Annotated in this window: 14 protein-coding genes, 1 tRNA gene and 1 pseudogene; 14 read left to right on the top strand and 2 right to left on the bottom strand. The window is 26.1% G+C overall.

Annotated features, from left to right (window positions below; genetic code table 11):
* Nucleotides 1-32: 32 nt before the first annotated feature.
* On the bottom strand, nt 33-1,613 hold the full coding sequence (locus NG901_RS14715) for a DEAD/DEAH box helicase (protein WP_252216154.1): 1,581 nt from the start codon (nt 1,611-1,613) through the stop codon (nt 33-35).
* Nucleotides 1,614-1,760: 147 nt separating this feature from the next.
* Nucleotides 1,761-2,480 (bottom strand): lysophospholipid acyltransferase family protein, encoded by a 720-nt coding sequence (locus NG901_RS14710; RefSeq protein ID WP_252216151.1) that lies wholly within the window; start codon nt 2,478-2,480, stop codon nt 1,761-1,763.
* A 288-nt stretch (nt 2,481-2,768) separates the two neighbouring features.
* On the opposite strand from NG901_RS14710, the gene NG901_RS14705 reads away from it, so the two are divergent.
* The 14 genes and pseudogenes from NG901_RS14705 to NG901_RS14640 all read left to right on the top strand — a co-directional run bounded on the left by NG901_RS14705 (nt 2,769) and on the right by NG901_RS14640 (nt 13,225).
* A complete protein-coding gene (locus NG901_RS14705) occupies nt 2,769-5,141 on the top strand; it encodes an HAD-IC family P-type ATPase (RefSeq protein WP_252216148.1) in 2,373 nt (790 codons plus the stop codon).
* Between the two features lie 21 nt (nt 5,142-5,162).
* Complete coding sequence (locus NG901_RS14700) at nt 5,163-5,819, top strand: DUF6483 family protein (protein ID WP_252216145.1); 657 nt, start codon at nt 5,163-5,165, stop codon at nt 5,817-5,819.
* 496 nt (nt 5,820-6,315) lie between these two features.
* Nucleotides 6,316-6,390, top strand: a tRNA-Arg gene (locus tag NG901_RS14695).
* Nucleotides 6,391-6,863: 473 nt separating this feature from the next.
* On the top strand, nt 6,864-7,274 hold the full coding sequence (locus tag NG901_RS14690; RefSeq protein WP_252216142.1) for an HNH endonuclease signature motif containing protein: 411 nt from the start codon (nt 6,864-6,866) through the stop codon (nt 7,272-7,274).
* Nucleotides 7,275-7,278: 4 nt separating this feature from the next.
* Entirely contained in the window at nt 7,279-7,596 is a 318-nt protein-coding gene (locus NG901_RS14685) for a hypothetical protein (RefSeq protein ID WP_252216139.1), read from the top strand.
* Between the two features lie 197 nt (nt 7,597-7,793).
* Nucleotides 7,794-7,979, top strand: a pseudogene (locus tag NG901_RS14680) (HK97 family phage prohead protease); the annotation flags it as partial.
* 129 nt (nt 7,980-8,108) lie between these two features.
* Nucleotides 8,109-8,720: a hypothetical protein gene (locus NG901_RS14675; protein WP_252216133.1), complete on the top strand. Its 612-nt coding sequence runs from the start codon at nt 8,109-8,111 to the stop codon at nt 8,718-8,720.
* A 64-nt stretch (nt 8,721-8,784) separates the two neighbouring features.
* Nucleotides 8,785-9,078 (top strand): hypothetical protein, encoded by a 294-nt coding sequence (locus tag NG901_RS14670; protein ID WP_252216130.1) that lies wholly within the window; start codon nt 8,785-8,787, stop codon nt 9,076-9,078.
* Between the two features lie 191 nt (nt 9,079-9,269).
* Nucleotides 9,270-9,683, top strand: coding sequence for a hypothetical protein (locus NG901_RS14665; protein WP_252216127.1), 414 nt, complete (start codon nt 9,270-9,272; stop codon nt 9,681-9,683).
* Between the two features lie 27 nt (nt 9,684-9,710).
* On the top strand, nt 9,711-10,964 hold the full coding sequence (locus NG901_RS14660; protein WP_252216125.1) for a PIN domain-containing protein: 1,254 nt from the start codon (nt 9,711-9,713) through the stop codon (nt 10,962-10,964).
* A 36-nt stretch (nt 10,965-11,000) separates the two neighbouring features.
* Nucleotides 11,001-11,183 carry a hypothetical protein gene (locus NG901_RS14655; RefSeq protein WP_252216123.1) on the top strand — a complete coding sequence of 61 codons (183 nt, stop codon included), beginning with the start codon at nt 11,001-11,003 and terminating at the stop codon, nt 11,181-11,183.
* Between the two features lie 148 nt (nt 11,184-11,331).
* On the top strand, nt 11,332-11,601 hold the full coding sequence (locus tag NG901_RS14650) for a hypothetical protein (protein WP_252216121.1): 270 nt from the start codon (nt 11,332-11,334) through the stop codon (nt 11,599-11,601).
* A 106-nt stretch (nt 11,602-11,707) separates the two neighbouring features.
* On the top strand, nt 11,708-11,935 hold the full coding sequence (locus NG901_RS14645) for a hypothetical protein (RefSeq protein ID WP_252216119.1): 228 nt from the start codon (nt 11,708-11,710) through the stop codon (nt 11,933-11,935).
* Nucleotides 11,936-12,757: 822 nt separating this feature from the next.
* Nucleotides 12,758-13,225 carry a DUF6106 family protein gene (locus NG901_RS14640; protein WP_252216117.1) on the top strand — a complete coding sequence of 156 codons (468 nt, stop codon included), beginning with the start codon at nt 12,758-12,760 and terminating at the stop codon, nt 13,223-13,225.
* The last annotated feature ends 144 nt before the right edge of the window (nt 13,226-13,369 follow it).

Here is a 13,369-nt window from a genome sequence, read left to right as displayed (position 1 = left end):
AATCTTCCCTAATTTTATAAAAGTTCTAAATATTATTTTCTTTTATTAGCTACTTCAACATTAACTTTTTTTCTATTTATTTTACCGCCGATACATTTCTCTAATACTTTAGAAGAAACATCTTCATCTATAGTCACAAATGAGAAATTATCCATAAGATCTATTTTACCAATAGCAGCAGGTCTTACTCTACTTTGATCTTTTATGTAGTTTATTAAGATTTTTGGAGTTAAGCCATCTTTCTTTCCAACAGAGAAGAATAAACGTACATCATTTTTTGAAGCACTAGGTGCATCTAATGTATCAGTATTATATTCAAAACTGCTTTCATTTTCGAATTTTATTTTCATTAAAGATGCTATTATAGAAATTGGATCATAAGCTTCATTTAATTCTATAGCACTTGGAACAAATGTGCTAAAATCACCACTATCAATAGTTTCTTTAATTTCATTAACTATATTAGTGAATTTTCTACTATGTATTTCATTAGCTGTTGGAACTGATTTTTCTGTTATTGTACTTTTAGTTACTCTTTGAATTTGTTTAAGCATACCTAATTCTTTTGGAGTTACTAAAGAATATGCAGTACCAGTTCTATTTGCTCTACCAGTTCTTCCTATTCTATGAACATATGATTCTACATCTTGTGGTAAATCATAATTTATTACATGTGTAATACCGTCAACGTCAATACCTCTAGCAGCTACATCAGTTGCGATTAATAAGTTTAATGAACCATCTTTAAATTTCTTTAAAGTAGTTAATCTATGAACTTGAGACATATCTCCATGCATACCCTCAACTACATATCCTTTACCTTGAAGTTCTTCAACTAATTCGTCAACACCTCTCTTAGTTCGACAGAATATTATAGCAGAAGAAGGATTATCTAAATCTAATAATCTACAAAGTGCTTCAAGTCTATGTTTATTGTTAATCATAAAATAGTTTTGTTCTATTTTAGATACTGTAAGTGAACTTCTCTTTATTGCTACGTGCTTAGCATCTGCTTTCATGTAATTCTTAGCTAATTTTGCTATTGGAGCAGGCATAGTAGCAGAGAATAATAAAGTTTGTCTTTCAGCAGGAGTATTACTTATTATAGTTTCAATATCTTCGATGAATCCCATATTAAGCATTTCGTCAGCTTCATCTAATACTAGGAAATCTACTGTATTTAATTTAAGTATTTTTCTGTTTATAAGGTCTAACACTCTTCCAGGAGTTCCAACAACAATATCAATGTTATCTCTTCTTAAGGCTTTGATTTGTCTATCGATAGACTCTCCACCATAAACAGGTAATACATTTGCTTTTTCATATTTTGAAAGCTTTTTAAGTTCATCATTTACTTGTACAGCAAGCTCTCTTGTAGGAGCTAAAATAAGTGCTTTAATTCCGTTCGTGTCATTTAATCTGCTAAGTATAGGACAACCATACGCAGCAGTTTTTCCTGTACCAGTTTGTGCTTGACCAATTAAGTCAAAACCTTCTAGTGTTACAGGTATACTTTCTTCTTGTATTTGAGAAGGGGTATTAAATCCTAAATCCTCTATTGCTTTTACAATTGTGTCTTTAAGACCTAAAGAATAAAATTTGTTATCGTTCATTAAATATCCTCGTTTCTTTTATCTAAAATTGGTTACTTTATATTACTTAATTTACATAAGTCAAATAAAATAAGTTTAACAGAGTAGTTTATATAATGTCAAATCTAAAAAATTTACAAATTTTGAAATTTATAAATCTTGAAATTGCTAATTATCTTTATATTTACTACATACTATTGATCTAACTTTATTTGGAAGTTCATCTTGTTCTTCCTTTGTTAAATCTTTTGTATAAATTGGTGCATGTACTACAAGCTCTACATTTGCAGGCTTTATTCTATTAGTTTGCTCTAATAATTTGTAAGTTCCATTAATAGTAAGAGGAACTATAACGCATTTTGATTTTAAAGCTAATTTAAAACTACCAGCTTTAAAGTCACCAATTTCTTTTCCTTTACTTCTAGTACCTTCTGGAAATATAACCATAGAATAGCCAGTTTTAAGTATGCTAATTCCTTGAACTATTGCTTCAGCAGACTTCCTTAAGTTTTTTCTATCCATGAAAACGCAATTTATGTATTTCATCCATGTACTAATAAATGGAACAGTTTCTAATTCTTTTTTTGCGATAAAGCCTTTTGGGACATCAATAGAACTCAGTAATAATGGAATATCAAAATTACTTTGATGATTAGATACAAATAATATAGTCTCATCTTTAGGTATATTTTCTAATCCTACCACATTAATTCTTGCACCACAAGCTTTCATTACAAATCTTGCCCACTTAGAAGTAACTTTATGAATAAATTCTTTTTTTTCTTCTAAATTCCCCTTATTTTCTAAGGATTTAATTTTAAATTTATTCATAGATACAAATAATAAACTAAAAATTATGGCTATAGAAAATGTTATTGTTCTTATCATGTTTACACATCCTTAATTTTAATTACTACATAAATATAGTATATTATAAAAATGCATTATTTAAAAGATAGCAGCAAATACTTAAAGGATAAGCACACAAATTTAATTCTAGCCCTAAAATAATAATTTTAAAACCAATAATAAGATATATTTAAAATTATTTTAATATAAAATTAAAGGAAAATAATATAAAAAAGGATATAATTATTATAGTAGATAAAATATTGTTAATTATTTAAAAAAATTACGATAAATAAAATGAAGATAAATAAAGCAGAGGAGGATCAAATGGATACAGATGCACTAGAGAAAAACAATGATCTTATAGGCCTTAGTGATAAAGAAGTAACTGAAAGAATTGCTGAAGGAAAAGTTAATTATATTCCGAAAGCTCCATCAAGAACATTATGGCAAATAATTAGAGCTAATTTATTCACTAGTTTTAATACTATAAATTTAATATTAGCAATAGTAGTTATAATAGCTGGATCACCTAAAAATTCAATATTTGCAGGAGTTATATTAGTTAATACTTTAATTGGTATAGCACAAGAACTTAGAGCTAAAAAAACATTAGAAAAATTATCTGTTATAAATGAAGCTTATGCTAATGTTCTAAGAAATGGAGAGGTAAAAAAAATACCTTTAGAAAAAATTGTTTTAGATGATATATTGTATTTGGATACAGGAGCGCAAATACTAGCAGATTGTGAAGTTATTTCATCAGTAGAACTAGAGGTTGACGAATCTATGTTAACTGGAGAATCTGATTCTATTATAAAATATAGTGATGATAAATTATTTTCTGGAAGCTTTGTTGTAGCTGGAGAAGCGTATGCTAAAGTAACTAATGTTGGAAAAGAAACATATGCATCTAGACTTGCAGAAGAGGCTAAGAAATTTAAATTAATAAATTCAGAATTACAAAATGCTATAAATAAAATATTTAGAGTAATAATATGGATAATAATTCCGTTATCAATTTTACTTACAGTAACTCAACTTATGATAAACAATGTAACATGGCAACAAGCATCAATTGGAACTGTAGCTGGAATTATAGGTATGATTCCAGAAGGATTGGTTCTTTTAACAAGTGCTACATTCATAGTTGCAATAGTTAAACTAGCCAAATATGATACACTAGTTCAAGAATTATGTTCAACAGAAGTTTTAGCAAGAGTTGATGTATTATGTTTAGATAAAACAGGAACATTAACAGAAGGAAATTTAAAATTAGTTGACATAAAAAATATTAGTGATATTAAATCAGGAGAAATAGATACAGTATTAGCAGCACTTACATACAATTTACCTAGTAATAATGCAACTCAAAAAGCCATCTTAGAAATATATAAAGATTTTAATAATGATTTAAAATGCACAAATAAGATAGTATTTTCCTCTAAAAGAAAGTGGGGCGGTGCTACCTTTGAAAATTTAGGTACGTGGGTAATAGGAGCACCAGAAATTATATTAAATAAAGAATATAGTAGCATTAAATCATTAGTAGATGAAGAAGCAGCAAAAGGAAGAAGAGTATTACTTTTAGCTAAGGTTAAAAACAATAAACTTAATTATAAATTAAGTGGAGAGATTGAAGCTGTAGCTTTAATATTAATAGAAGACATAATCAGAGAACAAGCACCGGCTGTATTAGATTATTTTAATAAACAAGATGTAGAAGTAAAAATAATATCAGGTGATAATCCACTGACAGTTTCAACTGTTGCTAAAAAAGCAGGAGTAAATGGATGGGAAAATTCAATAGATGCTAGAAATCTTCCGGAAAATGAAGAAAAATTTAATGAAATGATTAAAAATAACACTGTTTTTGGAAGAGTAACGCCTCATCAAAAGAAGAGAATAGTTAAATCACTTCAAAATTCAGGTCATACAGTTGCTATGACTGGTGATGGAGTAAATGATGTACTTGCGTTAAAAGAATCAGATTGTGGAATAGCTATGGCAAATGGATCAGATGCAACTAAAGCAGTGGCACAGTTAGTATTGTTAAAATCAGATTTTTCAGCGTTACCTAAGGTTGTTGAAGAAGGAAGAAAACAAATAAATAATTTAGAAAGAGTTGCTGAACTATTTTTATCAAAAACAGTATACTCTATAATATTAGCTTTAGTTTTTTCATTGTTATTTTTACCATTTCCAGTTTTACCAATACAAATGTCATTAGTGGGAAGTTGTGCAATTGGTATTCCAGCATTTTTCTTGGCGTTACTTCCTAACGAAGGTGGAGTAAAGAAAGGGTTTTTACATAGAATTTTAACTGTGAGTATTCCCAATGGTATATTCTTAGCATTGTTTACAACATTAACATTTATAAGTTCATTTTATATAGGAGCTTCCATAGAGTACAGTAGAACTTTAGCATTACTTATGTTTTCAGGTGTTAGTATGATTATTTTACTTAAAGTATCAAGACCTTTAACAACATTTAAATTTTGTTTAGTAGTTTTGATGTTTGGAATAGTTATACTTGCGTTTATTACTCCAATAGGAAGAATTATTTTCACATTAGAAAAATTAAAATTAAGACATTGGATAATATCTTTAGTAGTAATAATATTATCAGCTCCATTAATTACTAAAATAGTAGACTTAGTAAGGAAGAAAGTTAATAAGGTATTTAAATTCGAATATTAGTTATTGGGAAGTGAGAGATTAATGTTTAAAAATGATTATATGAAAGAGATGGAAAATAGCTTAGATTTAATAAAAGAAGAAGTAAATAAAAATTTAATAAATGAGGAAATAACAAAGGCTAAAATTGCAGTAAATAATCAGCTTAGAAATTTAGTAGGATTAGATATTAATGCTATTGATACTTTATCATTTAATAGTGTTAGGGAAATAATTAGTAAAGATGCTTCTTATAATTTAGGAAAATATATTGCACTGGGAGAATTATTACAATTACAAGGAAAGATTTGCTTAAAAGACAACGATGAATCAATGATGTTAAATTATTATTTAAAATCACTACAAGCTTTTTATGAAATATATGATGAAGAAGAGATTAATAGTGATAAGTATATTAAAGATATAGAATGTTTAATAAATGAATTAAGAGAATATGATGTTCCATTAGAAAGTGATATGCAAATTTTTAAGTTTTACGAATTAATGAATAAGTTAGATAAAGCAGAAGATATGTTGTTTTATATTATAGATAAAAGTAATAATGATAAAAATAATATAGAAATGGGATTAGAATTCTATAATAAATTAAAACAAAAGCCAGAAGAAGAATTAATTAAAGGAAACTTACCATTAGAAGAAGTAGAAGATAGCTATTTAGAACTTAGTAAAAAACTTAAGTAAGCATGTTGAATATTTTAATATAAAGCTCACTGAGCTAAGGAATTTAATTTAAGAATACTAAAATAAAGCTTAGTCTAATTAATGCGTGTTCCCAATGAAACATTGTACTGTGTGAAAGTTCATGTTACCAAATATAAAATTTGGACATTTACTTTTGACAAGCAATTAATTCAAATTTTAAAAGGAAACTCGATTTTGCTGAGTAAGTTCGAAAATCCAAATGTAAAATTTGGTTTCTCACTTAAGGATTCTAAAAAGTAAATTCCAATGTCAGATTAGCCTTTATATTAAAATAGCAACATTAATATAAAGTAATGTTTTTAGTAATTTAACTTGGTTGGAATGTTAAAATGAGTATAGTGAAATTACAATGCTATTTTACATAGTGTATATATCAATATTTTAATTGCTTTAGTGAAGAGATATTGTATAAATAGCATTACTTGACAATGGATAATAACTATAATAAAATTTAATATATAATTTCATAATTCAAGTCCTCATAGTTAAATGGATAGAACAGTCCCCTCCTAAGGGACAGATGTAGGTTCGATTCCTACTGGGGATACCATAATTATATGGAGAAAGGCTTAACTGTAATGGTTAAGCCTTTTTTATTTTTTAGGAAATTATATGGACTAAAAATCTGTGGATAACTTATAGAATACTGTATTTTAGATGTGCAGAATATAAGTGTAAGCATGAGCTTATATTATATGGAGCAAAAGAAAAATGTTCTATTAGATTTTATGGTGATAGAAAGAATATTACAGTCTGAAAAAATTTAAATCATGAAGGTTTCCAGATTGAAAGAGTTGATGATAAGAAGGTAATCAAGGTAAATGCTGAAGGCAGAGATTATTATATAAAAGAAAATGAAAATAATTTAAAAATTATAAAAGTATCAATTAATAAGCTTTTAAAGGAATTGTCTGAAGAAAACATAAAGATTGATGATGTTGCAGACTTTGAGAAGTTGGTAAAGCTTGATACACACCTTAAAAAATAGGATATGAAGTATAGAAACTTTCTGAGATATAAGTAATGGCTAAATGTAAAGGATGTCTTAGATGTAAAAGAAAGATGCCTTTAGAAGTTAAATGGCAATGTGAAGAATGTAAGAGAAGTAGATACAAATATTTAAAGACATTACCTAGTATTAAAAGAGATAGAGTTCAAGGTGTTTATAACAATCCACAGTGGTCTAGAATAAGGTTTGAAGCAAAAGGTTTATGTGAAATTTGTAAAGCACAGGGACGACTTAGAGCAGGTAATGAAGTACATCATATAGTTAAAGTTGCTAATGTAGATGGCTCTACTCATTATGATTTAGATAATTTGATTTATGTTTGTCCTAGATGTCATAGAAAAGTTAAAGGAATGAATATAGCAGAAATTTTAAGGATATTAGAAAATAATACCAATTATGATATAATACCTTATATAGGAGGTTGATATTATGGGAAAAATGAGAGAATATTTTGGGCGAGGTTTTATAGGTGCAATAGATGATTCACTAAAAATAACAATAGTTAATGATGAATATTATGAAGGTGGTATGTTAAAAAAACTCGTATGTCAAGGAAGTGAAGACGACTATAACAAGATTAAAGAATATAGACATAGAATAGTAAAACTAAAAATAACTGGTGCTAAAACAATGAGAAGAAAAGAAGAATTTAATTTTGAAGAATATATAAATATAGATAAAATAGTACCTGAAATTAATAATATGAATAGCAAGATAAGATTTTCGATACAAATATTGAATAAGTGATTTGATATAAATAGGGGGAAGATATATTTTTTTAGTCCCCATTTCATAGAATATAAGGCAGGGAATAAATTATAAAAAGTCCTGAAATGAGATTTTATATAAATTGTTAGGCTATAGAGTGCCATCATATTAAAAGTATGAATGATAACTGTTGAAAATTGAATAGCTTCGTAAAAAATTAAGGTTATACAAGAGATGTTTATGAACTAGTGAAAAGTGGAGTACTAAGGGAATTTAGTTTTGAATTTAAACCAAAGTCAAAAGAGACTTTTAGAAAAGATGGTATCGAAGAAAGGTCACTAGTTGATTTTGATATTCATGAAATTTCTATAGTTAGAGTTGGAGCATATAATGAAACACAGACTTATGCTAGGGCATTTTGATGAAATATATATTAATAATGAGAAAAATATATACAAATATAATAAAAATAAAATGATATTGTTACATAAAAATATAGATTGATTATAATTGTAATTTTATGTATAATAACATAAAAAAGGAAAGTATTCATGTTGAAAAAGGAAAAGAAAATATTAATTTATAAAGATCAATTATACAGAAATAAATTATGCATTGCAAAAGGAAATTTTTATTATATTAATACATTTAAGAATTTTTATATAAATCAGATTAAAGATTTAATAAAAAATAGAAATATGTTAGAAGCAGCTAATAGGTTAGAAATTTTATATGTTGAAAAATTTTTTAATGTTTCAATTAACAATTATTATAATAATGAGGAAATTGATGAATATATAAAAAACTTAGATAAGAAGAAAAAACAATTAATAAAGAGTCAACTAATAAATGAAAAAATATTTTTACAAAGTAGATTAGGAGTATTAGGAGGAACAGAATCTACAACAATAATGGGGATTATTTCTAGCATTTTATTAACAATAGCTATGACTATATGTACTTTAGTATTAACTAATGAAATTAATAATATAGGTAATTCAAATATATTAAAAATAGCATATATAATTGGAGATGTAATTATATTTTATTTTGGAATAAAGAAAATAGTTAATTTACTTAATATGTCTGTTCAAAATGAAAAGTTTGAAATTATATGTGTTATGGCAATAGAGAGTATATTAAACAAAATTAATAATTATTAATGAGATTAGAATGTATATCTAGTCTTTTTTTATACCAAATTTTAAATGAAGAAGGAAACAAAAGATGAATAAATTAAAAAAACTACAAGAAAAAAGAGCTGTTATTATAACAGAAATGGAAGAAGCAAATGAAAATAGAGCATTTGATGTATTTGAAACAAAAGAACTTGGATTACAGAAAATAGATAAAGAGATCAATGCTCAAAAAAGAATGCTAGAAATTAAGAAGAACAAAAATATTAATACAGATCATATTGAAGGTGAGGAAAATGAAGTTGATGAGATAAGAAATGCAATTGAAAATAATGATGAATTGGATTTAAGAGAACTAGAAGTAATAATAATGACTATTGGTTAATCAACATAAGGGAATACATCATCAGGAAATATAAAAAAGACAACATATGCTGAGTACAACACTGTTAAAGTTGAAACTAATAAATATGGTACTTTGATTACATTTAAACAGAATTATTTTAATATAACTTACATATATAATTTGGATAATCGTAATAAGTGGCTGAAAATAAAAGGGGTAAAAATAGAATAATGACATTTGAAATACAAGGTTTTGATAAGCTCATAAATAAATTAAATAATATTTCTAATATTTCAGCTAAAGAAGCTATTGAAGATGTGGCAAAAGATGTTGAAACTATAATAGTAAATAAATCAAAGACATTTTCAGATACTGAATATTTATATATAGATAAATGTGATGTAAGGGATTATGGATCAAGCTATTTCGTTGATATTGAACTTAAGAACGATACTGTAGATTTTGAATTATGGAAAGGGTTATGGTATCACAATTGGGGGTATAAACATTGGAAAAGTGGAGAGATGATAACTCCACATGTTATGTGGTTTGATAGCATTACTAAATCAATAGCCAGTGAAATAAAAGTGAAAAATATTGAAAATATATTATATAATAAATATAGAATACTCAAAATTTATTAAGTAGGTACTATTATAAGGGGGAGAATCATGAATAAGTATATGGTTTTTATAGATACCAACATATACGATGCAGCTAATTATAATTTTAATAATGGTGCATTTTCAAAGCTAAAAAAGTTAGTGGATAGTGGAAATGTAGTTTTGCTTATTAATTCAGTTATTGAAATAGAAGTAAAAAATCATATTAAATCTCGTATTTACGATGCGGTTAATATTGTAAATAAAGATTTGAATGACAGAATATTTGTTCCATTTCGTCATGAAGATGAGTATAAAACAAAAGTTGAGCTTTTGGATAAAAAGTTTATGACAAAATTACTTGAAGATAGATTTTATGAATTTCTTTCTATGTGTAAAGCCATACATATCACTTTAAATAATATTAATGTTGAAAAGATAATGAGTGATTATTCTGAAAAAAAATATCCATTTGAAAATTCTAAACCAGAAGAATTTAAAGATGCAATAGCAATTCAATCTCTTATTTTATATAAGAAAAACATGGATGATGAATGTAGGCTATGTGTAGTTTCAAATGATAAGGGATTTAGAAAGAGTATAAATGTAGAAGATGTTGGCTTGTTTGATGATTTGGGAAGTTTTATTGATATGATTACTACACTTGATGATAAAACAAAATGTTTAAAAGAATTTATTGAAGAAGGATATATTTATGATGAGATTATAGATGAAGCGAATATTGCTGTGGAAAGGATTAATTATAGTACTGAGCAGTATGTAGATGATTTAGAAATTGGAGATACAAAAATTAACAATTATGAAATAAGTTATGTTGATATAATTGATATGAATAGTGCAAAAGTAATTGTTGATGTTGATGCGGAGATTGAAATAATATGTAGTTTTGTAGATGAGGAGCAATCATGTTATGATAAAGAAGAAAGGCAATATTTATGGAAAAAAGAGATTGAAACAAAAGAAATTCATAATATAAATTTTGAATTAACCATAGAATTACATATTAGTAAATTTTCTGATAATATATGTTTAGAAGAAGGTAAAGAAATAAAGTATGATGGAGATGAAGTAAGTGTTAGGGGTTATTCTGATGTTACTAATTCTATCTTATTAGATGAATATACACTTGCTTCATCAGAAATAATTTCTTCATCTGATCAATTTTGTAATGACTATGAAGATGAGGATGAAGAGAATGAAATAGACTATGCTTATAGTACTTGCCCAGATTGCGGGTGCCCAATTGGAATAAATAATGATGGAGGTAATGGTTTTTGCATAAATTGTGCTCCTAATCATTAAATATCTTACATAAAAATGTTTTAAATAGGTGATTTGTTGATTAATAAAATATTAATACAAGCATTTGATGAATTAAAATTGCCTGCTTTTTATATATCAAAAGATAATTTTAAAGAATCCTGTGTAGTATTTAACTATATAGAAACACCATCATCATTTGCAGATAATGAAGAAGATACAACATCATATGATATTATATTGAATTTGTATGATAAATAAAATATGAAAAAACAAGTAAAAAGATAATAAAAAAATTTAATGAATATTGATTTAAGAAAGTTGCCATACAGTCAGTACTTGATTGTAATGACGGCTTTTTTAATATGCCAATAAAACTAAATATTAAATTAGAAAGTAGGGAAGAATCATGGCAAAGAGAGCAGAAAGATGTAGATTACTGTATTTAGCAAAAAGAACTTCTAGTGGTGGATTAATTACATATGCAAAGTCAGTAGCAGTTGTAGGTTTAGAAGATATTTCATTAACAAATAATTATGCTGAAGGTTCAGCATTTTCAGATAATGTGCAGGATATTAATATAAAAAAGCCTTCATATAGAAAGGAAGTTAGTAATACAACAACTACAGATTCAATATCATTTGATTCTGTAAAAATAGTAATGAAGATTATATCATGACCTTTGATATGAGGAATATCAAAGTATTTAAAGAATTAACATTAAAAGTGATTGTCTAGTGGTATAATTAGGGAAAAAGAAATTGCACTTAATGGATGGTGATGTTATGAGAGATAAGGTCGTTAAAGTTAGATATTCTAATGATAAGAATTGTTGTTATGAAATAGTAGATAGGGAAGATGGAACTTTTCAGGTTTGGATACAAAAGAAGATAGTTAATGAAACAGATGATGAATGTTTTTATTATTGTGATATAAAAGACTATGCACATATAACTGACAGCATTAGTAAAGCAATTGAAATTGGTGATGAAATGTTAAGAAATATTATATAATATATAGTGAATGATTAAAAGTAATCTTAATTCAGGAGATTATTAGGAAAAAAATAAAAAATGTACAAGCCATTATGTTTTTATTAGATTTATTTTAAAAGAAGGCTCTGTTTTAAATTTGTGTTGATATATGCAATAGGTGAAGTGGCATTGTAATTGGACTTTGAGAATCCTTAATGAGTATTGTCACATTTACTGCTTGTCTCAATTTTATATTGGGAGCAAGCTAAAATGGGACTATATCATTTTAGCATTCCTAAGTTCAATTACTCAGTCCACTTTGCTTATGCATATATCAACACGCTACTAAAACAAAAGAAAAGAATGCCCCATCTAATCGCAAAAGATAAGCATTCTTTTCTTTAACCGTTAAAAATCTAATAGCCCTAAAACTAAAAAACGTTCTAGGAGAGTGCCATGTTACCAGCATGGCACTTTTTTATATATTTATTATATCACAATTCAAATAAACATAAAATATGACTAAAAAGCTTCATGTAAAGTACTTATCTTAACGTATTATTAGACTATACTCATTTTGCCATTGCTAAGTCAAATTACTCGGCTTACTTCAACTTATGTACATACAAATACTATATTAAAGCATATAAACACATGTTATTGAAATCTTTTTGTTCATTATAGGGGGAATTATGTATTAAATTTTGTGCAGTTTAACGAAATCAAGGAAATATTAAATTTTATAATGCATTTTTTAGTAAATTCAATTAAAATATATATATGTAAACTAAATTCATGTTATACAAATTAAGTAATTAGTAAAAACACACAAGTCACAACAAAAGAAAGGAAGTATATTGCATGGAGATTTTTGCTGAACAATTTATTCCTTCAGACAAATCACATAAAAGTAGCCAAGTCATGAAAAAGATTTCAATAGTATTATTTATACTATCTTTATTTATATTTTTTTTATCATTAATGATAGCGGTATCATTGATAGTATTATCTGTATTCTTATTTTTAAGTAGTATGTGTATATATGTTGATTATGAGTATGAATTTTTTGATGGAACTTTAACTATAACTAAAATATTTAATATGAGTAAAAGAAAAATTGTTTTAAAAATGGACAAGAGTTCTATAAAGAATTTATATGCTTTAGAATCTAAGAAAGATAATAATTCAAAAATAAAAAAGTTCTATACTACTAATATTGAAGGTCTTAAAAAATATAATTTTGAATTAAATAATGGTGAAATAGTTCAACTAGCTTTAAATACCGAGATAGAAAAGTTGGTTAATATTTTTCTTAAAAATAATATGTAAGATCATCTGTAAAAAAAGTTACATCATTTTTAATGGTGTGACTTTTTTATTCTTTATAAAATTACATCGCCTTAAAAATTAATGAATATGTTGATTTTTTAAGCATGTGTTTTTTATATTAATCCAATATATTACTTTTAATAA

Origin of the sequence: Clostridium sp. CMCC3677 (assembly GCF_023845585.1) — a bacterium.
Lineage (GTDB): Bacteria > Bacillota > Clostridia > Clostridiales > Clostridiaceae > Clostridium > Clostridium aquiflavi.
Note: the sequence above shows the minus strand (reverse complement) of the source record. Positions and strands in the feature narration are given on the sequence as shown.

Coding starts and splice junctions, on each gene's coding strand:
- NG901_RS14715 (WP_252216154.1), bottom strand. CDS start 1,613: ATGAACGATAACAAATTTTATTCTTTAGGTCTTAAAGACACAATTGTA.
- NG901_RS14710 (WP_252216151.1), bottom strand. CDS start 2,480: ATGATAAGAACAATAACATTTTCTATAGCCATAATTTTTAGTTTATTA.
- NG901_RS14705 (WP_252216148.1), top strand. CDS start 2,769: ATGGATACAGATGCACTAGAGAAAAACAATGATCTTATAGGCCTTAGT.
- NG901_RS14700 (WP_252216145.1), top strand. CDS start 5,163: ATGTTTAAAAATGATTATATGAAAGAGATGGAAAATAGCTTAGATTTA.
- NG901_RS14690 (WP_252216142.1), top strand. CDS start 6,864: ATGGCTAAATGTAAAGGATGTCTTAGATGTAAAAGAAAGATGCCTTTA.
- NG901_RS14685 (WP_252216139.1), top strand. CDS start 7,279: ATGGGAAAAATGAGAGAATATTTTGGGCGAGGTTTTATAGGTGCAATA.
- NG901_RS14675 (WP_252216133.1), top strand. CDS start 8,109: ATGTTGAAAAAGGAAAAGAAAATATTAATTTATAAAGATCAATTATAC.
- NG901_RS14670 (WP_252216130.1), top strand. CDS start 8,785: ATGAATAAATTAAAAAAACTACAAGAAAAAAGAGCTGTTATTATAACA.
- NG901_RS14665 (WP_252216127.1), top strand. CDS start 9,270: ATGACATTTGAAATACAAGGTTTTGATAAGCTCATAAATAAATTAAAT.
- NG901_RS14660 (WP_252216125.1), top strand. CDS start 9,711: ATGAATAAGTATATGGTTTTTATAGATACCAACATATACGATGCAGCT.
- NG901_RS14650 (WP_252216121.1), top strand. CDS start 11,332: ATGGCAAAGAGAGCAGAAAGATGTAGATTACTGTATTTAGCAAAAAGA.
- NG901_RS14645 (WP_252216119.1), top strand. CDS start 11,708: ATGAGAGATAAGGTCGTTAAAGTTAGATATTCTAATGATAAGAATTGT.
- NG901_RS14640 (WP_252216117.1), top strand. CDS start 12,758: ATGGAGATTTTTGCTGAACAATTTATTCCTTCAGACAAATCACATAAA.